The sequence below is a fragment of the Caballeronia sp. LZ028 genome, from assembly GCF_031451415.1.
GTDB lineage: Bacteria > Pseudomonadota > Gammaproteobacteria > Burkholderiales > Burkholderiaceae > Caballeronia > Caballeronia zhejiangensis.
In genome coordinates this window covers 885,411-907,499 of record NZ_JARUXN010000004.1, presented here as the reverse complement: position 1 = coordinate 907,499, position 22,089 = coordinate 885,411, and the positions used below count along the sequence as shown (strand labels likewise).

Sequence of the window (22,089 nt, the reverse complement as noted above, 5' to 3'; positions counted from 1 at the left end):
GGAGATACTTTTCATGAGAAAACAAAAAACGTCAGCGGCATTGTCCATTTTGCTTTTCGGCGCTTATATCGCCGCAGCCGTTCCGGCACATGCGCAACAGGCGCCGACGCAGGCCGCGCAGGCGCAGCAGCCATCCGCCGACGATGATCTGCTCACGCGTCAAAAGGCGCTGGCACCGGATTCGCCGCCCAACACGGAAGCCGATGCGCCCGTCAGCAATCAGGCGAAATCGAAGGGATTCATCGAGGATTCGCACTTGAATCTGTTGATGCGGTCCTTCACAGAGCATGACGAATTCAAGGGCGCAGGCAAGAAGGACGCGTGGGTCCTCGGTGCGCAGGCCGTGTTCGAGTCGGGCTATACGAAAGGGCTGATCGGCGTGGGTGCGGACGTGTCGCTCTTCGGTGCGTTCAAGCTGAACGGCGGGCAGGGCGCGGGCAATCGCGTGCACGTTTCCTCGAGCGGCGACCCGAGCGGCGCGAACCAGCTCGCGTGGGCGTATCCGGGCGTGTGGGACGTGAAGGCGCGCGTGTCGAACACGGTGCTTAAATACGGTCAGCAACTCTTCGATAACCCGTTCCTCGTGCCGCACGACAACCGCGCGTTGCCGCCGACGTATCGCGGCTTCTCGCTTGCCAGCGACGAGATCAAGAACCTGACGCTCAAGGCCGGCACGGTCGATGGCGTGATCGCGCGCGGCATGACGACCGTCACCGGCCTCACGACGGAATACGGCGGCACGCACGTCTCGCAGTTCACGTACTTCGGCGGCGACTGGACACACGGTGACGATACGGCCGTCTCGCTCTACGGCAGCGTCGCGAACAACGTATGGCAGCAGTACTACCTGACGGCGACGCAGAGCATCGGCGATCCGAAGAGCATCCGCTGGACGGGTTCGTTGAACTACTACTACACCGGCGCGATCGGCGACAAGCGTCAAGGGTCGATCAACAATAACGCGTATTCGCTCGCGCTCGCCGGCACGCACGGCGCGCATACGGTGCAGTTCGCGTTCCAGCAGATCGTGAGCGATCAGACGTTCGACTACATGGGGCAATCTGCGGGCGATTATCTGTCGAATTCGCTCGATGTCGACTACAACCAGCCGCATGAAAAATCGGTGAGCCTGTCTTATTCGCTCAACCTCAAGGAATACGGCCTGCCCGGCGCGAAGTTCGCGTTGTGGGGTGCTTACGGCTGGGGCGCGGATGGCAGCGCGATGGCTAACGGCGACAGCGCTCAGGCGGCTAACTATCTGGTGAACGGCAAGCCGATCAGCGGTACGCACTACGAGATCGGCGTGATCCCGAGCTACACGATTCCCGACGGCAAGTTCAAGAACACGTCGATCAAGTTCTACTACATGCATCATCACAGCAATAGCGCGTACTATCCGGACGGCACGAGCGACGTCTACCGGCTGATGGTCAATGTCCCTGTGAACGTGTTCTGAAAACGCCTAAAAACACCGCAGCGTAAACCCTACAAAAATACCCGTTTACATTACGTTTAACTTTCATTTATAAAGAGAGGGCGTGCTGCGGATTGCCATGTCTCGCCCACGCTCATCGCCCGGCAGGTCTCCCTCTGCCGGGCTTTTTTTCGTCTGTACGATCCGCGCCCACTGCAGCTTTCATGCGCTTACACCGTTTCATCCTCTAAGTGAAAACCCCGCCATTTCTTTCGCTTGACTTACTTGATATATCACATACTGTGTATATGCGCGCAGCATGAATGGGCGTCGCGGGAGGCGTCGTTCGACGTCCGCATACACAAGGCATATTTGCCAAGGAGACAGGCATGGGAATGAACCAGATGGGCCGCGATGACAAGGCGTCGCGCCTCGCGTCGCCGTGGGTGCAGTTGGTTTTCGGCGTGATTTGCATGGCGATGATCGCGAACATGCAGTACGGCTGGACGCTCTTCGTCAATCCGATCGACGAGAAGTACCACTGGGGCCGCGCGGCCATTCAGGTGGCGTTTACGATCTTCGTCGTGACGGAGACATGGCTCGTGCCTATCGAGGGTTATCTCGTCGACAAGTACGGTCCAAGGCCGGTGGTGGTCGGTGGCGGGCTGCTATGCGCGATCGCGTGGGCGATCAACTCGGTGGCGTCGTCGCTGCCGCTTCTGTACTTCGCCGCGGCGGTCGGTGGCGTGGGTGCGGGCGCGGTGTACGGCACGTGCGTCGGCAACGCGCTCAAGTGGTTCCCGACGCGGCGCGGACTTGCTGCGGGCATCACGGCGGCAGGCTTCGGGATGGGTTCCGCCGCGACCGTCGTGCCGATCGCGCACATGATCAAATCGAGCGGCTATGAAGCGACGTTCCTGTGGTTCGGTCTCGGCCAGGGCCTTGTGGTCTTCCTGCTCGGCATGGCGCTCTATGCGCCGCCCGCGCAGTTGCTCGCGACGGTGAAGAGCACGGTCAAGGCCGCGGTCTACAACGCAAGTCCGAAGCAGGTGCTGCAGTCGCCGATCTTCTGGGTCATGTATCTGATGTTCGTGATGATGGCCGCCGGCGGCCTGATGGCGACCGCGCAGCTCGGTCCGATCGCGAAGGACTTCGGCTTGCACGATTCGCCCGTGTCGATACTCGGCTTGACCTTGCCCGCGCTGACCTTCGCGCTCACGATCGACCGCGTGCTCAACGGTCTGACGCGGCCGTTCTTCGGTTGGGTCTCGGATCGCATCGGACGGGAAAACACGATGTTCGTCGCGTTCGCGATCGAGGCGGTGGGCATCGTCGCGTTGTCGAAGTACGGGCATAGCCCGATCGCGTTTGTCGTGCTGACGGGCATCGTGTTCTTCGCGTGGGGCGAAATCTACAGTCTCTTCCCGGCGACGTGCGGCGATACCTTCGGTCCGAAGTTCGCGGCGACGAACGCGGGCCTGCTGTACACGGCGAAGGGCACGGCGGCGTTGCTGGTGCCGTTCTCGAGCGTCATCACGACGATGACCGGCAGCTGGCACGCCGTGTTCATGCTTGCGGCGGGGATGGCGGCGATATCGGCGCTGCTCGCGCTTTTCGTGCTGAAGCCGATGCGCAATGCACATTCGCAGACCCAGCAAAGTCTCATGCAACAAGGGCTAACCAAAACGAACCAGATATCTTCCTGAAATTAGCCTGGTTTTCACTGTCGTCCGCGAACGTCCTTGTGCCGGTTCGTGGCCGGGCAGTGCTCGTGTGAAGGTCCTCTCCGCGCGTCTTCGGCTGAAGCCGCGCGGAGAAGGGAGCGGTTCAAACGGGCCGCCGCTTCGGCAACTTATTAATTTGTGTCACACCGCGTTACAATTCCGCCTTCCACATAGGCGGCATTCATGAGAACGCTGGGACAAGCTTTTAATATGAACGGCCGAGAGGACAGTAATAATTTCCTGCTGTTGCGTCTTATCGCCGCTTCGCTCGTTGTCTATGGGCATTCGTTCGCGCTTGCCGCCACGACCAACGGTCTCAGAGATTTCACGACGTCGATCCTGCATTACCGATATTCGGGCGATCTCGGTCTGCATATCTTTTTCGTCATCAGCGGATTTCTCATCACGTTCAGCTTCGATCGTCGGCACAGCGTGAAAGACTTCGTCATCTCGCGCGCCCTGCGTCTGTTCCCGGCGCTGGTGGTTTGCATGGCGCTGCTCGCCTTCGTGCTCGGTCCGTCGTTGACGACGCTTTCGCGCGGAATCTACTTCGAGTCACCCGAGACGTACGGCTTTGTCTGGCGCAACGCCTCTCTGTATGAGTATGCCGAGCGCTTGCCCGGCGTCTTCGCGGACAATCACGCGCGGAACGCCGTGAACGGAACGCTGTGGAGCATCTGGGTCGAGGTCCGGCTTTACGTCCTGGTACTGGTGTTCGGCGCGCTCGGCGCGCTTCGCAGTCGATGGGTCGCTAACCTCTGCATCGCCGCCCTGGTCGCGATCGGACTCTTCGCGCCGACGTACATGCCGTTCATCACGGGCGATCCGTCCAACCTTCGCGTTGCCGTGTTTTTCGCCGCTGGTGTCTTTCTCTACGTCAACCGGGATTTCATCCCGCTGAACCGCCAGGGTCTCTTCGCGCTGCTGCTTGCGGCGGTGCTTTCCTACCGTCAGCCGGCGTTCGAGATTGCCTGCGGCGCGGTGATTGCCTATGGCGTGTTCATGATCGCCTTCGCGCCAAAGCTCAATCTCGGACCCATCGAAGACTATTCGTACGGGATCTATCTCTATGGCTGGCCGATTCAGCAGGTCGTGAATCACTTCCATCCGGACGGCTCCGCGCTACAAATGATGCTGATCGCGCTGCCCGGTTCCTGGCTCGCGGGCGCGCTCTCTTGGTATTTGATCGAGAAGCAGGCGCTCGGATTGAAGGCGAGGTATTCGGGCGCCAAAAAGGCGAAGGCCGCGGGCGGCGTTGCGCTGTGATGACGATGACCCTTGCGACCCGGCTTGTCGCCCGCCTCGCGCCATCGAATCAGAACCGCGTGCCGACGCTGCAGCCGCCGAAGCCGCCGCCGTTGGTGGCAAAGCCGCTGCATCCGAAGAGGCCGCAGCCGGAAAGGGCGAGCAAAGCGGCGATGAGCGTCGCCGCGGCGCAAAGAGAACGAAGGTGCTTCATGGCGGGATCGGAATCGGAATCGGGAAAGCCGGACGCGATTCTCGCGGAACCCTCGCTTCCCGATGTCAAAATCCGTCGCCGTCTCAACCTGGCTTGCCATCCGCACGCGGCTTGAAGAGCGGCGCGGCATAAGCGGCGACGTAGAGCCCGAACGCAAGAACCCAGCACGACCCAGCCGCAAAGACCCACGTCGAATGCCACGAAGGCGCGACGAGCGGCCCGAGCACGCGCAGTGCGCCCGCTGACATCACGAGCGCGTAGCACGCGACATCGCGCGTGTCCGCGACGAGCGGCCGTCCGGTATGCCCGCGCGCGGTGCGCGTGATCATCGCGATGATCGCGCCGCCGATCGCGCCAGCCGCGAACGCATGCATCGCGAGACTGTGCGGCACGCGTGTCCATCCGAGCGCCGACAGCGCGAGCAGTGCGAAGCCGAGCGGCAGCCACGCATAAGCGAGATGCAGGATCGCGAGAATCGGCCGGCCGCGCACCGCGTACGAGCGCCAGCCGATCATCCGCGCGAGATGCACGCCGCAGGCCAGCAAGGCGATCGGCGCGACGATCGCGCCATCGAGCGCGAAGGCGTCCGCGACAAACGCCGCGATCGTGAGCGGCGCGGCCATCAACTCGACGAAGCGCCAGCGCCGTGCGATGAAACCGGGCATTGCATTGGCGGTGAACATCGGGATCACGCGTCCGCCGATCACGCCGACGAGCAACACGACGATGCCCGCCGACGCACACACCGCGCGCATCGCGAGATCGGGGCGCGCGTCGATCGCGAACGCGTGGAACGCGGCGTTCAGCGCGCCGAACGCGAACACAACGACCGCGATGAAGTAGTTGCGCCGGTTGCCCGCCTCGACGAGCACCCGCAGCAGCAGAATCGCGGCGACCGGCAGGAACGCGCTATCGACGATCGCCGCCGGCAGCGCCGGGCCGCTCCACACGAGCACGCGCCCGGCGAGCCACAGCAGCACGAGCGATGCGAGTGTCGCGCCCTTGGCCGTGTCGCGTCCGGTCCACGCGCGCACGGCCGTCAGCAGAAAGCCGGCGACGATCGCCGCCGCGAACCCGAACACCATCTCGTGCGCGTGCCAAGCGACCGGATCCGCGCGCAGCAGATAGCCGCCGAACAGCGGCACGCCCGACAGCACCAGTAGCCACACCGTCACCGAGAGCGCGCCGAACGCCGCGCCGCACAGGTAGAACGGCCGGAAGCCGAGATCGAACAGCGCGAAACGCGGCCGATGCTCCGGCGAACGCTTCTGCGGCGTCGCGATGAAAACGGTGTCGGGTTCTGCGATCTTCATGTTGTCCTCAATGCGGGATCGGCTGCTTGACCGGATCGCCATCGCCGACGATCGCGAACACGAGCAGCTTTGCCGGCTTCGTCGCGCTCGCATTCTTCGACACGATGTGATGCGCGCCCGGCGGTTCGTACCACGATTCGCCGGGGCCATACGTCTTCGCGCTTCCGCCTTCGAGCTGCGAAGTCACGCGGCCCTCCAGCACGTAAGCGAAGATCGACCCCGGATGCATGTGCGCCTCCGACGACTGTCCCGGCTTGTACGAGACGGTCGCCATCAGCACGTTCTTGCCGGCCACTTCCGGCACGGCCTGCTTGATCATCGGCGTGACGAGTTCCGCGCCCGCCGCGTCGTGCGCGCCGGCGCTCGCTGCACCGATCATCAGCGCGGCCGCCAGCACGAGAATTTCGCGCTTTCTCATGTCGATGCCCTCACGCCGGCAGCTTGCGGAAAGCGATCGCGAAACGGTTCCAGCTATTGATCGCGGAAACGAGCAGCGTCAGGTCGACAATTTCATCGTCGCTGAAATGGGGCTTCACGGCTTCCCACACGGCATCGGGTACGTGGTCTTGCGACACCAGCGTCAACGCCTCGGTCCATTCGAGCGCGGCGCGTTCGCGATCGGTGAAGAACGGCGTCTCGCGCCAGACAACGACCGTCGCCAGCCGCCGATCAGTTTCGCCGCCCTTGCGCGCATCGGTCGTATGCATGTCGACGCAAAACGCGCAGCCGTTGATCTGCGATGCGCGCAGCCGTACCAGTTCGGTCAGCGATTTCTCGAGCGCGGACTTCGCGATGCGCTCCTCGACGCCGACCAGCGCCTTGATTGCTGCGGGATTGGCTTTGTAGAAGTCGAGACGGGGTTCCATTTGCGTATCCTCTTTGCCTGGGTTCTGAAAGTGCGCCAGATCGGCGCGGCAAGATCAGATTAGGCGTCTGGCTGGCCTTTTGAAATGGCCGGTTTCTACAAAATCGAGGTAACCACTTGCAAAGGCTGGAACGCGCAAAAAAACCCGCGGCCAAATGCGCCGCGGGTCGAGGGCCGCACCACGCACGGAATCAGTCGAGCGCGGCGGCCGGGCCGAAGAACTCGTAGCGGCTCTGCGCTTCGGGCACGCCGAGCGCCTTCAGATGCTTCTTCACCGCCTTCATGAACGCCTTCGGCCCGAGGAAGTAGGCATCGACATCGCGGTTCTTCGGCAGCCACGTATCGAGCAGCGTTTCGTCGACAAAGCCGATGCCGTGCGCTTCGAGATCGCCATCGCGCTTGTGCTCGTAGCAGTAGAAGCGCTTCAGTTGCGGATGGCGCGCCGCCAGTTCCTCGATCGCCGCACGGAACGCGTGCACGCCGCCGTGCCGCGCCGAGTGGATGAAGTGCACCGGGCGTTGCGTTTTGAGCGCGGCTTGCAGCATCGCGAGCGTCGGCGTGATGCCGACCCCGCCGCTGATGAGCACGAGCGGCTTGTCGTTGTGTTCGAGCTTGAAGTCGCCTGCGGGCGGATAGAGATCGAGCACGCTGTTTTCGCCGACGTGTTCATGCAGGAAATTCGACACCTTGCCATTCGCCTCACGCTTCACGCTGATGCGATATTCGCGGCCGTTCGGTGCGGCCGAGAGCGAGTAGTTGCGGCGCAGTTCCTCGCCGTCGATGAACAGGCGCAAGCCGATGTACTGACCCGGATGGAAGTCGAGCAGCGCGCCGCCGTCTTCCGGGACGAGATAGAAGGACGTGATCTCGTCGCTTTCCTTCTCCTTGCGCGCGACGACGAAACGCCGCGTGCCGCGCCAGCCGCCCGGCGCGTTTTCGCGCTCGCTGTAGATGCCTTCCTCGAGTCCGATCAGCAGATCCGCAAGTTGCCCGTAGGCGGCGGCCCACGCCTCGATGACGGCGTCGGTGGCGATTTCCGCGCCGAGCACCTCACGGATCGACGCGAGCAGGCAGCGTCCGACGATCGGATAATGTTCCGGCTGGATGTCCAGCGCGACGTGCTTGTTGATGATCTGGCCGACGAGCCCGCCGAGCTTCTCGAGTTCGTCGATGTGCCGTGCGTACATCAGCACGCCGTTGGCGAGCGCGCGTGGTTGCGCGCCGCTTGCCTGGTGCGCCTGGTTGAACATCGGGCGGACCTCGGGATACTCGCTGAGCATCTTGTTATAGAAGTGCGTGGTGAGGGCTTCGCCGCCGCTTTCCAGAAGGGGAACGGTCGCTTTGACGATGGCACGGTGTTCTGCTGACAGCATTGTTCGTTTCCTCGTGTGATAAAGGCGAAAGCGGGGCGCTTTCGCGTCTGAATTCTTCGGCAGAATCTATACACGATCCGTGCCAGAGTAGAATCGTCGATAAATCAATCGTTTATTATCAAACATGGTCGATTCGACTCTAGTCAAAAGGACTGCTGACGTAGTCGCAATGACTTCACGCGTGCTGCTCGATGCGCTCGTTCCGCTTATCGAGGACCTGTCGAGCGAGATGCCCGACACCGAGCGCTACCGCCGTTTGCTGCACACATCGCGCGCGCTGTTTCCGAGCGATGCGTCCGCGCTGTTGCGGCTCGACGGCGATACGCTCGTGCCGCTCGCCATCGACGGTCTTTCGGGCGATACGCTCGGCCGGCGCTTTCGCGTGAGCGACCACCCGCGGTTCGCACGCATTCTCGCGCGCGCTGAACCGACGCGCTTCGCCGCCGGCTCGGACTTGCCCGATCCCTACGACGGACTGGTCAAGGGCGTGAGCGGCGATCTGGAGGTGCACGATTGTCTCGGCTGCCCGCTCGTCATCAACGGGCGCGCGTGGGGCTTGCTGACGCTCGACGCGCTCGATCCCGCGCGCTTCGACGGCATCGACATGGCTTCGCTGCAGGCGTTCTTGAGTCTAGCGGCGGCGACCGTGAGCGTCGCCGAACGCATCGATGCGCTCGCGAAATCGAGCGAGGCCGAGCGTCAGCGTGCGGAGGTGTATCGGCAGGCGAGCGGACCGCGAAGGCGCGAAATGATCGGCAGCAGCGAGCCGCATAACCGCTTGCAGGAAGAGATTGCGATCGTCGCGTCGAGCGATCTGACCGTGCTCATCACCGGCGAGACGGGCGTCGGCAAGGAGCTCGTCGCGAGCGAGATTCACGCGCTTTCGCCGCGCGCCGACAAACCGCTCGTCAGCCTGAATTGCGCGGCGCTGCCCGATACGCTCGTCGAAAGCGAGCTCTTCGGGCATGTGCGCGGTGCGTTTTCGGGCGCGTCGTCGGACCGGCGCGGGAAGTTCGAACTCGCCGATGGCGGCACGCTCTTTCTCGATGAAGTCGGCGAGCTGCCGCTGCCCGTGCAGGCCAAGCTGCTGCGCGTGCTTCAGAACGGCCAGTTGCAGCGGATCGGCTCGGACAGCGAGCACAAGGTCGACGTGCGGCTCATTGCCGCCACCAATCGCGATCTCGCCGAGGAAGTGCGTGAAGGGCGCTTTCGCGCGGACTTCTATCATCGGCTGTCGGTGTATCCGCTCGTCGTGCCGCCGTTGCGCGAACGCGGACGCGACGTCTTGCTGCTCGCCGGCTACTTTCTCGAAGAGAACCGCTCGCGCCTCGGCCTCCTGAGCCTGCGTCTTTCCGCGGATGCGCAAGCCGCGCTGCTCGCGTATCGCTGGCCCGGCAACGTGCGCGAACTGGAGCATCTGATCGGACGCAGCGCATTGAAGGCGCTCGCGGCGCATCGCGAACGTCCGCGCATCCTCACGCTCACCGCCGCCGACCTCACGCTCGCCGGCGACACCGCACTGGCCGCCGATGCCGCGACGCGCGTCGAAGCCGCGCCGCTGCCCGCGCCGGGCGCCGACTTCCGCGACGCCGTGACGGCCTACGAACGCACGCTCATCCTCGACGCGTTGAAGCGTCACAACCAGAACTGGGCGTCGGCGGCGCGCGAGCTCGGTCTGGATCGCGCGAATCTCAATCGCCTCGCCAAGCGCCTCGGGCTCAAATGAGCAACACCTCGTTCATCTCGAAATGATGGACATGGCCGCGCAAAGCGACTATCTACAGTCCTTAGCAGATCGGGTCGACGTCGTTGCTCGTCTCAAAAAAATGCGGTTCATTGTTCGAACGCAAAAAACACTTGGATTTGTCACGCGCATCGATGTGACAGATTGAGACAATCTCTGAGTTGGGAAAAACGGGCGATCTCTTCTAAGATCAGAAAAGCCTAGCGCAACCCATCTGCAGCAAGAACATTGCAGCGCCTTGAAGAACCGAGCCGGACGAGCAGCACGCGCCCGGCACATCGAACACGGCAAATCGACAACGGGGGTTACGTGCGAAACGTGGCAAAGCTCGGCACATTCTTTTGGTCCGCGCTCTTCGCGTTTTTCAGCATCGGAGCGTTCGCGGCCGACAACGCGCCGCTGGAGCGCGCGCCCGACACGATGCAGGCCCGCGTGATGGGATGCGCCACATGCCACGGCTCGCAGGGCCAGGGCACCGACAACGACTACTTCCCGCGTCTGTCCGGCAAGCCCGCCGGCTATCTGTACAACCAACTGCTCGCTTTTCGCGACGGCCGGCGCAAGTATCCGCCGATGAATTACCTGCTCGCGTATCTTCCCGACGCGTATTTGAAGCAGATCGCGGAATACTTCGCGAGCGAACATCCGCCGTTTCCGCCGCCGTCGCCCGTCACCGTCGATTCGAAGACGCTAGAGCTCGGCAAGACGCTCGTCACGAAGGGCAACGCTACGCGCAACGTGCCCGCCTGCGTGAGCTGCCACGGCGCGTCGATGACCGGCATGGAGCCGGCGATTCCCGGTCTGCTCGGCCTGCATGCCGACTACATCAGCGCGCAACTCGGCGCATGGCGATACGGCACGCGCTCGACGGTCGCGCCGGATTGCATGGGGCAGGTCGCGAAACTGCTCTCCGACCGCGACATCACCGCGATCGCAGCCTACCTCGCGACGCTGCCCGCGCCGGCCGATCCGGTGCCGGTCGCCGCCGGTTCGCTCAAGATGCCGCTCGCGTGCGGCAGCGTCCACAACTAATCGAGGACCCGACGTGCTCCGTTTTCGCCCATTCCGAGCGCTGACCGTCGCGGTCTTCATGGCGGCGTGCGCCGCGCCGATCGAACATGCCATCGCGCAGAGCGCCGACGCCGCGACCGTCAAGCGCGGCGAATATCTCGCGCGCGCGGGCGATTGCATCGCGTGCCATACGCTGCCGGCGGGCAAGACGTTCGGCGGCGGCCGTCCGATGGACACGCCCTTCGGCACGCTCTTCACGCCCAACATCTCGTCGGACAAGGAGACGGGCATCGGCAGCTGGAGCGCCGGCGAGTTCTACACGATGATGCACTCGGGCAAGTCACGCGACGGCTCGCTGCTTTATCCCGCGATGCCCTATACGTCCTATACAAAAGTCACGCGCGCCGACTCCGACGCAATCTACGCATTCCTGATGTCCACGCCGCCGGTGCATCAGCCCAACCGGCCGCACGAATTGCGTTTTCCGTTCAACCGACGCGAGCTGCTGTACGGCTGGCGTTCGCTCTTCTTTCGCGAGGGCGAGTATCAGCCGGACGCGACGCAATCGGCGGAATGGAACCGCGGCGCGTATCTCGTCGAAGGGCTCGGTCATTGCTCGATGTGCCACACCGCGATCAACGCGCTCGGCGGCAATGTGAAGTCGAAGGCGTTCGAAGGCGGGCTGATCCCGATCCAGAACTGGTACGCGCCGTCGCTCACGTCGAACAAGGAAGCGGGTCTCGGCGACTGGAGCATGGAGGACATCGTCGGCCTGCTGCATGCGGGCGTGTCGAATCGCGGCGCGGTGTATGGACCGATGGCCGAAGTTGTCTACGACAGTCTGCAATATCTGAGCGAGGAAGACGTGCGCGCGATGGCCGTCTATCTGAAGGCGCTGCCCGCGCGTTCCGGCGACAAGCCCGCGCCGCCGAGCCAGGCGGCCGTCGAGGCGCGCTCGGATCTCGCGCCGCTCGGCAAGAAGGTCTACGACCAGCACTGCGCCGAATGTCACGCGACGCAAGGCCAGGGCAAGCCGCCCGATTTCCCGCCGCTCGCGAACAATCAATCGATCGTGATGAACTCGTCGGTGAATCCGATCCGCATGGTGCTGAACGGCGGCTATCCGCCGGGCACGTTCAAGAACCCGAAGCCTTACGGCATGCCGCCGTTCGCGCAGTCGCTCTCGGATGTCGAGGTCGCGGCGGTCGTCACGTATATCCGCACCGCGTGGGGCAACCACGGCACGCCGGTTTCCGTGAAGGAAGTGAACGAGCTGCGTTCGGCGCCACTTTATTGAGCATCGACGACACCATGACCGAAGACCCGAATGAACTCGCGAAGGAAGACGCGCAGCTAGACGAGATCGTGAAGCGCGGCCCGGCGGGCGCGATCGCGCTCGCGGGCATTTCGACCGCGATCGTGATCGGCATCTGGTTCATCTTTTACTTCGCCGTGTTCCTGCCGCGCGGCGTGATCCAGTGATTCATTAAGGCGTCGCATATGGCCATCCATCCAAGCTCGCACGATGTCGCCGAACGGGTCGAACGGCGCTGGGCGATTCTCGTGCTCGCGATCGTCGTCGTGCTGGTCGGCATGGTCGTCTACACCGGCGTGCACTGGGCGATGATGCCGCCCTCGCGCGTCGAGACGGTCCGCCCGGAAACGCTGCACGTATCGGGCGAATTCATCGAAAGCAATCTCGGCAGCGCGCCCGAGGCGGACGGCTCCGTGACGGTGCGTATCGTCGCGCAGCAGTATTCGTTCACGCCGCAATGTCTTGTCGTGCCGGCGGGCGTGCCGGTCACGTTCCGCGCGACGAGTTCGGATGTCGTGCACGGCTTTCTGATCACCGACACGAACATCAATTCGATGCTGGAGCCGGGCTATGTCTCGACCTTCAAGACGACCTTCGACAAGCCGGGCGACCATCTGATGCCTTGTCACGAGTATTGCGGCACCGGGCATCAGAACATGTGGGCGCATGTGAAGGTGGTGGATCGCGCCGAATTCATGCAGATGGCCGACAAGATGCCGGCCAATTCGCGGAGAGTGTCCTGTGTTCAATAGCAAGCGCCTCGTCCTCGCGCATTTCTGGCTGGCGTTCATCGCCTTCGGTGTCGCGCTGCTGCTCGGCGCATGGCAGATGCTCGTGCGCAGTCCGCTGCATCCGTGGCTGCAGAATCCGGAGCTTTACTATCGCTCGGTGACGGAGCACGGCACGGTGATGGGCTACGCGTTCCCGACGCTCATCGCGATGGGCTTCGGCTATGCAGTCAGCGAGCTTGCGTTGAAGCGCCCGCTCGTGGGTTTGCGCTTCGCGTGGCTCGGCTTCTGGCTCGTCGCGATCGGCGCGGTGACGGCCACTGTGCCCGTCGCAATGGGTCTCGCATCCGTGCTCTATACCTTTTATCCGCCGATGATCGGCAACGTGTTCTATTACGTCGGCGTCGTGTTCGTCGTGGTCGGATCGTGGGTCTGGGTGGCGCTGATGTCGGTGAATCTCGCGTCGTGGAAGCGCGAGAATCGCGGCAAGCCGATCCCGCTCGCGATGTTCGCGACCGTCGCGGGCGCGTATCTGTGGGGTTGGACGGCGGTGGGCGCGGCCATCGAAGTGCTGTTCATGATTCTGCCTGTCGCGATCGGCTGGAAGACGACCATCGACGCGGGACTCGCGCGCGTGTTCTTCTCGTGGACGCTGCACGCGATCGTCTACTTCTGGCTGATGCCGGCGTATATCGCGTATTACACGATCATTCCGCGCGCGATCGGCGGCCGTCTCTACAGCGATGCGATGGCACGCATCTCGTTCATCCTGTTCCTCGTCGTGTCGATGCCCATCGGCATTCATCACTTGTTTGCCGATCCGCAAGTCGGCTCGGGCTTCAAGTTCATGCATTCGGTCTTTACGACGCTCGTCGCCGTGCCGACGTTGCTGACCGTGTTCACGATCTGCGCGTCGGTGGAGATTGCGGCGCGGCTGCGCGGCGGACGCGGTCCGCTCGGCTGGATCAAGGCGTTGCCGTGGGACAACCCGATGATGCTTGCGCTCGCGTTCTCGTTCGTGATGCTCGGTTTCGGCGGCGCGGGCGGGCTCATCAACATGAGCTATCAGCTCGATTCGACCGTGCACAACACGCAATGGGTGACGGGGCATTTCCATCTGATCTTCGGCGGCGCGATCGTCATCATGTACTTCGTGATCGCCTACGATCTGTGGCCGCATCTGACGGGCCGCGCATTGCAGAGCGTGAAGCTGATGCGCTGGCAATTGTGGCTGTGGTTCATCGGCATGATCGTGCTGACTTTTCCGTGGCATTTCGTCGGCATTCTTGGCATGCCGCGACGCATGGCGTTCTACGACTACAACGATCCGGCGCTTGCGGCGCAGGCGCTGTCCGTCGTGATATCGGTTGTCGGCGGGCTGATTCTGGTTGTGTCGGCGGTGCTGTTTTTCATCGTGCTGATAAGGGGACATCGCGCGCCGCTGGTGCAGCCCGAGGCGTTCCGCTTCAGCCGCGCGGTGCATGAGCCGCGCACGCTTCCGGTGGCGTTGAACAGCTTTGCGCTGTGGCTCGTGCTGATGATCGGGCTTACGCTCGTCAACTACGGCTATCCGATCGCGCAGTTGCTGGCGCGTTCGGACACGGCGGTGCCTGCGGTGCCGATCGGAGCACAGCGATGAGCGACGAACGCCTCTTCACATTTCGCAATCGCTGGTTCACGGTCAGCGTATTGGGGACGATCGCGGTTGCGGTGGTATCGGCGCTGATCGGATTCGTGTGGCTGCCTTCGGTGCAGCGCGATGCGCAGTTCGCCGGCATCTGGAATGCGATCTGCAGCGCGGCGGGCGTGCCGCGCGAGTGGTATGCGGGCGGCGCGGCGGTCGAGCCGAAAGAGAAGCTGACGAGCGTGGAGATGACGCCTCAACTGCTCGACAAGGTGAGCGCGAATTCGATCGGACGTGGCGCGACGCTGGCTCTACGATGCACGATGTGTCACGGCGAGCGTGGCATGAGCGAGGCCAACTCGCCGAATCTGGCGGGGCAATATGCGTCGGTGATTTACAAGCAATTGATCGATTTTCAGAAGGGCGCGCGGAGCAACGCGGTGATGTCGCCGATGGCGATGAATCTTTCGGATCAGGACATGCGCGATCTCGCTGCGTATTACGCGAACTTGCCGCGGCCGCCGGCGCAGCGCAAGGTGAGCAGTGCGCTTGCGCCGCCGATCGTCGCGCACGGTGCGCCGATGAGAAATATCGCTCCTTGCGCGGTGTGTCATGGGGGCATCGATACGAAGGCGGGGAGTCCGTGGCTCGATGGCTTGCCGGCGGCTTACACCAAATCGCAGTTGCTGGCGTTTGCCAATGGGACGCGGACCAACGATATCGATGGGGTCATGCGCAATGTCGCGCGCAACATGACGCCCGAGGAGATCGATGCTGCTGCCATGTATTACGCGCGGGAGTTGAATTCGGGGGCGAATGCGAAGTGATGTTTGGTTTGCCTTCGGCTTCTATCAAATCCGATTACGCGTCGGTCTATTGGCACTTCCCCTGTGCGGGGCTGCAGTAACTAAAACTAAAGAAAGCAGCTACTGATAGGCCCGCGGTCATGCGCGATTTGGCAATCGGGGATGCGTGTGCTTCGCTAGTGACATCGCTATCGCACTGCGTGCGCAAACCGATGGTTTCCCTTGAATGCCCGGCGGCAGCGCGTAGCGCTGTGCCGATGCTTTTTCGTGCTGAACCAGCGCGCTCAACGCATTCGGGCGGCAGACCGTGCGCGATCCAAGCTGGATTGGGCCTATGAGGGCACTCTTTAGGCGAGTGCCATCTGCGATGAGAGAACTACCCAAATTGCGTGTGACCGGGGGCCTGAAAAGCTGCTTTCTTTGCTTACTTTCTTTGCAGCGGCAAAGAAAGTGAGTGCCGCCCCGCACAGGGGCAACGCCAACAGACCGACACGAAAACGGGATCCGGCGACATAGCCCAGAGCTAGAATGCACGCCTCACCACCGCAAGACAGAGCACGCTATGAAGGCATCCACAACAATCCGCCACGAGCAACTCAGCGACATCGACGCGATCGAAATACTGACCACTGCCGCATTTCTCGATATGCCCTATTCGAGCCACACCGAGCAGTTCATCGTCAACGCATTGCGAAAAACGGGCCGCCTCACGCTATCCCTCGTTGCGGTGGAAAACGGCGACATCATTGGGCATATCGCGATCTCGCCCATCAGCATCAGCGCAACCGCGAGCGGCTGGTTCGGCCTCGGTCCGCTTTCCGTGACGCCCGCGCGTCAACGCGAAGGCATCGGCGGCGAACTCGTGAAGGAAGCGCTCGCGCACCTGAAGCGCGATGGCGCCGCGGGCTGCGTCGTGCTCGGCGATCCAGGTTATTACGGACGCTTCGGCTTCCGACCCGAATCCGCGCTCACGCTCCCCGGCGTGCCCGCCGAATACTTCCAGGCGTTAGCTTTCAGCGAAAAAGTCCCCGCCGGAACCGTTTCTTTCGACGAAGCCTTCGATGCCCGCGCCTGACGCCTGAAAGCAATCGCCGCTAAGCCGCAAGGGGTTTCGTTGCCGCGAGAGAACGCTTTCTGTATCGTGGCCCGAAGAATGCTGAAAAAGTCAGCAGGCCAAGGAAAGAACCCCGAAATGGAACCTCAAAGCGAAGCGATAAAAACCGATGTGTTGATCATAGGCGCGGGCCCGGTCGGGCTATTCGCGGCCTTCGAGGCGGGCGTCATCGGCCTCTCGTGCCAGATCGTCGATACGCTCGGCCGCATCGGCGGACAGTGCATCGAGCTCTACCCCGACAAGCCGATCTACGATATCCCCGCGATTCCCTCATGCACCGCGCGCGAGCTCGTCGATCGCCTGCTGGAACAGATTCGTCCCTTCGACGTGCCGATCCACCTCGATCAACGCGTGCAATCCGTCACGCAGCGCGATGACGATCATCGCTGGACCGTGACTACCGAAAACGGCATGACTTTCGATTGCGCCGCGATCCTCATCGCCGCGGGCAACGGCGCGTTCGTTCCGCAGCGTCTGCAGTTGCCCGAAGCCGCCGCGCTCGAAGGCCGCGACGTGCATTACAGCGTCTCGCGCGCGGCCGATTTCGCGGACAAGGAGATCGTCGTCGCGGGCGGCGGCGACTCGGCGCTCGACTGGGCGCTCGCATTGAAGGACATCGCCAGGAAGCTCACGCTCGTGCATCGGCGCAACGGGTTTTCAGCAGCCGCGAATTCCGTCGCGACGATGAAGCGCGCGGTCGAAGCCGGTGAGATGTCGTTCGTCGTCGGCATGATCGAATCGCTCGATGCGCCCGATGGCGTGCTGCGCGGCGCACGCATCAAGCAGGTGGAAGGCTCGACCGATCTGGCCGTCGACAAGATCGTCGCGCTCTACGGTCTCGTGTCGGAGCTCGGGCCGATCGCGACATGGAATCTCGACGTGCGCGGCGGCCGCATCGAAGTGGATACGTCCAACTATGAATCGTCGCGGCCGGGCATTTTCGCAGTCGGCGATATCGCCAACTATCCGAACAAGCAGAAGCTCATTCTGTCGGGCTTTCACGAAGCGTCGCTCGCGTTGCGCAAGGCGTATTCGTACGCGTATCCCGAGAAAAAGCGCGTGCATGTACATTCGAGCTACGACGCCAAGCTCGCCGAGCGCGTGAGCGCGGCGCACACGGCCGATCACGCGTGATCGCACGCATCGTCGGATGGCTGTTGCTCGCGTTGCTCGCCGGCGCGGCGATGTTCGGCTACGCGGTCTATTCGAAACGCATCGTGCTGCCCGAGCGTTACGATCCGTTCGCACCGCTCGACGTGCGCGCGCCGCAAGGTCCGCTCACGCGCTTCAAACTATGGCGCACGATGCACGACGCGCAACGCTGCGATGCCGCGCTCGCGCGCTCGGGTCTCGTCTATCGCGAGATGGCCGATGCGACCGGACCGGGCGGATGCGCGCTCCAAAGCGTCGTACGCGTCACGCAATCGCAAGACGTGCGCTTCAGCGCGCCGTTTCTCGCGACGTGTCCGCTCGCGCTCGGCATCGCCTACTTCGAGCATCAATATCTTCAGGCGGCCGCGCTCGATACATATGGCGAGCGCATCGCGCGCATCGAGCATGTCGGCAGTTATGCTTGCCGCAATGTGAATCATCAGCAGGACGCGGCGCTGAGCCAGCACGCGAGCGCGAACGCCATCGATCTGACCGGCTTCGTGCTCGATGACGGACGCCGCATCACGCTCGCTCGTTGGGACGATGCCGCGTCGCCCGACGGCCAGTTCCTGCGCCGCGTTCACGAAGGCGCGTGTCATGCCTTCGATACCACATTAGGCCCCGACTACAACGCCTTGCACAAGACGCACTTTCACGTCGACATGGGTCCGTATCGCGTTTGTCGCTGAACTACGCGTGTCGATGCGAAGGATTGCGGCAGGTCGCATGATCGTGCGGCTGATCGTTCCACGCCGATCCGAGGATGATGGTGCAGAAGTTCAGGCGCCTGTAGTTCGGGTCTTTCAGCGCGAGGACATCGGCCTTGACGTTGCCGAAAGTGGATTCCGGCTTGGCGATCGTCCCTTTGGCGAAGGCGTCGATGATGCCTTCCTTGAAGTTCGCCTCGCGCGGATGCGCCGCGACGACGAGCCGGCGTTGATCGGCGCTGAACTCGTCGTAGGCGAGACCGAGCACATCCATCTCGACGCCCGCCGTGACGAGCGCGACCACCGGTTTCTTGTGCTGCGGAATGCCGGGCGTCGTGTGCAGCGCGATCGCATCCCACACCTGCTCGATCTCGCTTTCGCCGATGCCATGCCCGCGCAGGAAATCGCGCGCCGCGTTCGCGCCATCGACTTCGAAGCGGTCGTGCGGGCTGCTGTATGCATCGGTGAGGCCCATGTCGTGGAACATCGCGCCGATATAAAGCAGTTCGGGATCGTATTTCAGCCGCTTGCGTTCGCCCGCGAGCGCGCCGAACAGAAACACGCGGCGCGAGTGATGATAGAGCAGGTCGGGTTCCGTATCGCGTACGAGTTGCGTGGCTTCGCGCGCCATCTGGCTGTCGGGAATGCTGATGCCTGCGATGATTTCGCTCATGTTTGAAGCTCCGGAATGTGAGTCGATGAAAGACGCGAAGCGTCGTGCGTTGCTAAAATCGCGCAGCGCGTCCGATGCCTTCAGTCTCTTCAAAAGGCGCTCGCGTCTCAATCGAAACGACGCGTCGAACTCTGCCAGGCGCACGCCGTCTTCCGCCACGCGCGCTCATCACCGACTTTCTCTCCGATGCCGACAGTTGCAATCGCAATCTTTCAGGGCGTGCAGGCGCTCGATGTGGCCGGTCCCGTCGATGTCTTCGCGGAAGCGAACGGCTTCATCGCTGCCTCGGACGCGTATGAGATCACGCTTGTCGGACCGGAGGAGCGCATCGTGCGCGCGTCGAACGGCACGCGGCTCGTCGCGGATCTGCCGTTCGACAAAGCCGATCGCCATTACGGCACGGCGCTCGTCGCGGGCGGTCCGAGCCTTCCCGTCGATGAACCCGATCCGCGCCTTGACGCCTGGCTCGTCGATACGGCGTCGCGCTGCGAGCGTTACGGCTCGATCTGCACCGGCGCATTCGCGCTCGGTCACGCGGGCCTGCTCGACGGCCGCAATGTCACCACGCACTGGCAGAATGCGCCGCGGCTCGCGGAGCGTTTTCCGCGCGCACGCGTCGAACTCGATCGCATTTATATGCGCGACGGCAATCTCGTCACGTCGGCGGGCGTGACGGCGGGCATCGATGTCGCGCTCGCGCTCGTCGCCGAAGATCACGGCGGGCAAGTCGCGCTCGCGGTCGCGAAACGGCTCGTCGTATTCGCGCAGCGGCGCGGCGGACAATCGCAGTTCAGCCCTTATCTGAGCGCCCCCGCCGACGACACGTCGCCGGTCGCGAAAGTGCAGGCGTACGTCATGGAGCACATCGGCGAGCGGCTGTCCGTCGCGCGCATGGCGAGCGTCGCGGGCATGAGCGAGCGCAACTTCGCGCGCGCCTTCGTGCAACTCGCGCAGTTGACGCCGCACGAGTTCGTCGAACGGGCGCGCGTCGACGCGGCGCGCAATATGCTCGAAAGCAGCGACACGCCGCTGAAAACCGTCGCCTACGACTGCGGCTTCGGCACGGCGGACCGCATGCGGCTCGTGTTCACGCGGCGGCTCGGTGTATCGCCGAATGATTATCGACTGAGCTTTCGCACGCGCTTTGTGAAGTGATCGGGGCGCTGGCGCGCCGACGCGTGACGCCGGGTTCGCTAAAATTCGAGATGAACGCGGCCCGTGCGACAGTGCGCGCGCCGCAGAATCCACCCTCGACATATCGGAACAGCGAATGACGAAACAAGAGACCGCCACGCAAGATCCCTACGAACGACGCGCACTGCTGCTGCATCTCGGCCACGTGCTGGAGTCCGTGTTTTGCCTGAGCCAATGCGCCGACGAATACGCGAGCATCGGCGAAGCGGTGAAGGGCAACGACGCGCTCGCGGGCTTCACGCTGCTCGGCTTCGTCGACGCGACCATGCCGCCGCGCGATTTCATCCGCCGTGCATCGGGTGCGTTTTTCGTTTGGCCGAAAGCGCTGCTCGATGAAACGCTGAATCGCCCGATGCTGGCGAACACCGTGAAGCACGATCTTTTCGCGGACAACGCGAAGGGCTGGAACGCCTACATGGAAGAGCGGCGCAAGGAAGTGCCGTGGTTCGGCGAGGATCTCCCCGAAGTCGCAACGAGCGCGGCGCCTGCGCACGAAGCCACGCCGGCAGCGGAAGCGGAAAAGCCGTCGCGCTATTCGACGTGGCCGTGGCCGGACAAGCCGGCCGACGCGTGATCTACTGCTTCTTGCTCATGCCGCTCGCGCCCGAGTCGAAGCCGAGTCCGTTCGGCCGGTCGGGCGCTGCGCCCTTGCCCGATGACGTCTTGCCCGGCCGCGTCTTCAGCGCATCGCTGGCATTCGCGGCGGCCGCAGCGGGCGGCGTCACGTTTTTCTCCTGATACGCGGGCGTACTGTCGTAATCGAGCTTGTTCGGTTTTTGCGGCGCCTGCTGCGCGCTCGCCACGACGGCCAATGTGCCGCCGAGCAGAATCCCCGTCATGCGCCCGAGTGTGCCGATTGTGGGTCTCATCTGCTTCCTCCCTTTGTTCTGCACGTTCTCTTCGTTCAGCAAGGCGCGGACCCGCCCGCAAGTGGCGCGCGGTCGCAGACCCGCCGATGCGTAAAGCATGCTTGTCCGCGCGCAAGGCTTGCTGCGATAGGCGGCGCGCGTCTGGCGCGCGTTGATTGTGGTCAAAGGCGCGACCGACCCTCGCTCGGACAATTCTCGCTTTTAACGTGAGTGAGCTAAAAATGAGAAAGGGTCTCGGGGCAATCGTCATGGCATGCGCGGCGTTGTTCGCGGGCGCGGCGCAGGCGGCAGGCGATGCATCGTCGAGCGATGCGATGGGCGGCATCCACGCCGGCGATGTGCTGGTTCGCCTGCGCGCGATCAGCATTCAGCCCGATGTGACAGCGGGGGGCACGCTCGGCACGCTCGGTGTCAACGTCAACAACGCGATCGTGCCGGAGCTCGATTTCACGTACATGATCCGCGATGACATCGGTGTGGAATTGATTCTCGGCACGTCGCGGCATCAGGTGACGTCGAACATCGGCGGGCTTGGCGGCGTAGGCGTGCTGCCGCCGACGCTGCTCCTGCAATATCACTTCAATCACGCGGGGCGCGTGCGTCCGTATGTCGGCGCGGGCGTGAACTATACGTACTTCTACAACGACAAGCTCAAGGCGGGCGACACGCCGGTGTCGATCAAGCACAGCAGCTTCGGCCCGGCGTTGCAGGTGGGCGTCGACGTACAGGTGGCGAAGAATTTGTTCGTCAACGCCGACGTGAAGAAGATCTGGATGCGAACGAGCGCATCGGCGGGCGGCGCCGATCTCGGCTCGCTCAAGATCGATCCGTGGGTGATCGGCCTTGGCGTCGGCATGAAGTTCTGATGCGCGGTTCATCGCGGCAAATGTGCGCCGCGCCGCGCATCGTCTGAAAGTTGGCGGAAGATGCCAGTGCTTCTGGCGTGGACGGTTCGGCGGGCGCGGTATCCTTGACAGCAGGCCCGGCGCAGACTCGCGTCGCTC

The 22,089-nt window shown here is 63.2% G+C and carries 23 protein-coding genes; 16 read left to right on the top strand and 7 right to left on the bottom strand.

Features of this window, described 5'->3' with window-relative positions:
- Positions 1-13 precede the first annotated feature (13 nt).
- The 3 genes from QCE58_RS26945 (at position 14) to QCE58_RS26935 (ending at position 4,404) form a co-directional block, all read left to right on the top strand.
- The gene (locus QCE58_RS26945) at positions 14-1,456 is read left to right on the top strand and encodes an OprD family outer membrane porin (protein WP_250521710.1); all 1,443 of its coding nucleotides are present in this window, start codon (positions 14-16) and stop codon (positions 1,454-1,456) included.
- A gap of 347 nt (positions 1,457-1,803) precedes the next feature.
- Positions 1,804-3,120: an oxalate/formate MFS antiporter gene (oxlT, locus tag QCE58_RS26940; RefSeq protein WP_008353183.1), complete on the top strand. Its 1,317-nt coding sequence runs from the start codon at positions 1,804-1,806 to the stop codon at positions 3,118-3,120.
- A 228-nt stretch (positions 3,121-3,348) separates the two neighbouring features.
- Complete coding sequence (locus tag QCE58_RS26935) at positions 3,349-4,404, top strand: acyltransferase (protein WP_250521709.1); 1,056 nt, start codon at positions 3,349-3,351, stop codon at positions 4,402-4,404.
- A 49-nt stretch (positions 4,405-4,453) separates the two neighbouring features.
- On the opposite strand, the gene QCE58_RS26930 is transcribed toward QCE58_RS26935, so the two are convergent.
- From QCE58_RS26930 to hmpA, 5 genes are all read right to left on the bottom strand, one after another.
- Positions 4,454-4,597, bottom strand: coding sequence for a hypothetical protein (locus QCE58_RS26930; RefSeq protein ID WP_167561851.1), 144 nt, complete (start codon positions 4,595-4,597; stop codon positions 4,454-4,456).
- A gap of 83 nt (positions 4,598-4,680) precedes the next feature.
- The gene (locus QCE58_RS26925) at positions 4,681-5,910 is read right to left on the bottom strand and encodes an NnrS family protein (RefSeq protein WP_008353189.1); all 1,230 of its coding nucleotides are present in this window, start codon (positions 5,908-5,910) and stop codon (positions 4,681-4,683) included.
- A gap of 7 nt (positions 5,911-5,917) precedes the next feature.
- On the bottom strand, positions 5,918-6,328 hold the full coding sequence (locus QCE58_RS26920; protein ID WP_008353191.1) for a cupin domain-containing protein: 411 nt from the start codon (positions 6,326-6,328) through the stop codon (positions 5,918-5,920).
- A 10-nt stretch (positions 6,329-6,338) separates the two neighbouring features.
- Positions 6,339-6,776, bottom strand: a complete 438-nt coding sequence (locus QCE58_RS26915) for a carboxymuconolactone decarboxylase family protein (protein ID WP_008353193.1) — start codon at positions 6,774-6,776, stop codon at positions 6,339-6,341.
- Positions 6,777-6,966: 190 nt separating this feature from the next.
- Complete coding sequence (gene hmpA / locus QCE58_RS26910) at positions 6,967-8,148, bottom strand: NO-inducible flavohemoprotein (protein ID WP_008353194.1); 1,182 nt, start codon at positions 8,146-8,148, stop codon at positions 6,967-6,969.
- Between the two features lie 124 nt (positions 8,149-8,272).
- Here hmpA and norR point away from each other — a divergent pair, with 124 nt between their 5' ends.
- The 10 genes from norR to QCE58_RS26860 all read left to right on the top strand — a co-directional run bounded on the left by norR (position 8,273) and on the right by QCE58_RS26860 (position 18,331).
- Positions 8,273-9,874, top strand: a complete 1,602-nt coding sequence (norR, locus tag QCE58_RS26905) for a nitric oxide reductase transcriptional regulator NorR (RefSeq protein WP_250503015.1) — start codon at positions 8,273-8,275, stop codon at positions 9,872-9,874.
- Positions 9,875-10,312: 438 nt separating this feature from the next.
- Positions 10,313-10,924 carry a c-type cytochrome gene (locus tag QCE58_RS26900; RefSeq protein WP_081851858.1) on the top strand — a complete coding sequence of 204 codons (612 nt, stop codon included), beginning with the start codon at positions 10,313-10,315 and terminating at the stop codon, positions 10,922-10,924.
- 58 nt (positions 10,925-10,982) lie between these two features.
- On the top strand, positions 10,983-12,200 hold the full coding sequence (locus QCE58_RS26895) for a cytochrome c (protein WP_008353197.1): 1,218 nt from the start codon (positions 10,983-10,985) through the stop codon (positions 12,198-12,200).
- 14 nt (positions 12,201-12,214) lie between these two features.
- Positions 12,215-12,385, top strand: a complete 171-nt coding sequence (locus QCE58_RS26890) for a hypothetical protein (protein ID WP_250435895.1) — start codon at positions 12,215-12,217, stop codon at positions 12,383-12,385.
- Positions 12,386-12,403: 18 nt separating this feature from the next.
- Positions 12,404-12,970, top strand: coding sequence for a cupredoxin domain-containing protein (locus tag QCE58_RS26885; protein WP_175979402.1), 567 nt, complete (start codon positions 12,404-12,406; stop codon positions 12,968-12,970).
- Positions 12,960-14,585, top strand: coding sequence for a b(o/a)3-type cytochrome-c oxidase subunit 1 (locus QCE58_RS26880; protein WP_008353201.1), 1,626 nt, complete (start codon positions 12,960-12,962; stop codon positions 14,583-14,585). The genes QCE58_RS26885 and QCE58_RS26880 overlap by 11 nt, the downstream gene beginning before the upstream one ends.
- Positions 14,582-15,397 carry a cytochrome c gene (locus QCE58_RS26875; protein WP_250521708.1) on the top strand — a complete coding sequence of 272 codons (816 nt, stop codon included), beginning with the start codon at positions 14,582-14,584 and terminating at the stop codon, positions 15,395-15,397. The genes QCE58_RS26880 and QCE58_RS26875 overlap by 4 nt, the downstream gene beginning before the upstream one ends.
- A 541-nt stretch (positions 15,398-15,938) precedes the next feature.
- Positions 15,939-16,451 carry a GNAT family N-acetyltransferase gene (locus tag QCE58_RS26870; RefSeq protein WP_175979400.1) on the top strand — a complete coding sequence of 171 codons (513 nt, stop codon included), beginning with the start codon at positions 15,939-15,941 and terminating at the stop codon, positions 16,449-16,451.
- 117 nt (positions 16,452-16,568) lie between these two features.
- Positions 16,569-17,624, top strand: a complete 1,056-nt coding sequence (locus QCE58_RS26865; protein ID WP_008353206.1) for an NAD(P)/FAD-dependent oxidoreductase — start codon at positions 16,569-16,571, stop codon at positions 17,622-17,624.
- Positions 17,621-18,331 carry an extensin family protein gene (locus QCE58_RS26860; protein ID WP_250503012.1) on the top strand — a complete coding sequence of 237 codons (711 nt, stop codon included), beginning with the start codon at positions 17,621-17,623 and terminating at the stop codon, positions 18,329-18,331. Before QCE58_RS26865 ends, QCE58_RS26860 begins: the two co-directional genes overlap by 4 nt.
- A 1-nt stretch (position 18,332) precedes the next feature.
- Here the strand turns inward: QCE58_RS26860 and QCE58_RS26855 are convergent, their stop codons facing one another.
- Positions 18,333-19,022, bottom strand: coding sequence for an HD domain-containing protein (locus tag QCE58_RS26855; protein ID WP_250521707.1), 690 nt, complete (start codon positions 19,020-19,022; stop codon positions 18,333-18,335).
- 186 nt (positions 19,023-19,208) lie between these two features.
- On the opposite strand from QCE58_RS26855, the gene QCE58_RS26850 reads away from it, so the two are divergent.
- Positions 19,209-20,177 carry a GlxA family transcriptional regulator gene (locus tag QCE58_RS26850; RefSeq protein ID WP_250521706.1) on the top strand — a complete coding sequence of 323 codons (969 nt, stop codon included), beginning with the start codon at positions 19,209-19,211 and terminating at the stop codon, positions 20,175-20,177.
- Between the two features lie 115 nt (positions 20,178-20,292).
- Positions 20,293-20,790: a hypothetical protein gene (locus tag QCE58_RS26845; RefSeq protein ID WP_309780493.1), complete on the top strand. Its 498-nt coding sequence runs from the start codon at positions 20,293-20,295 to the stop codon at positions 20,788-20,790.
- A gap of 1 nt (position 20,791) precedes the next feature.
- Here QCE58_RS26845 and QCE58_RS26840 read toward each other — a convergent pair whose 3' ends face one another.
- Complete coding sequence (locus tag QCE58_RS26840; protein ID WP_144403815.1) at positions 20,792-21,085, bottom strand: hypothetical protein; 294 nt, start codon at positions 21,083-21,085, stop codon at positions 20,792-20,794.
- Positions 21,086-21,333: 248 nt separating this feature from the next.
- Between QCE58_RS26840 and QCE58_RS26835 the strand changes: the two genes are divergently transcribed.
- A complete protein-coding gene (locus tag QCE58_RS26835) occupies positions 21,334-21,951 on the top strand; it encodes an OmpW family protein (RefSeq protein WP_175979572.1) in 618 nt (205 codons plus the stop codon).
- Positions 21,952-22,089 lie beyond the last annotated feature (138 nt).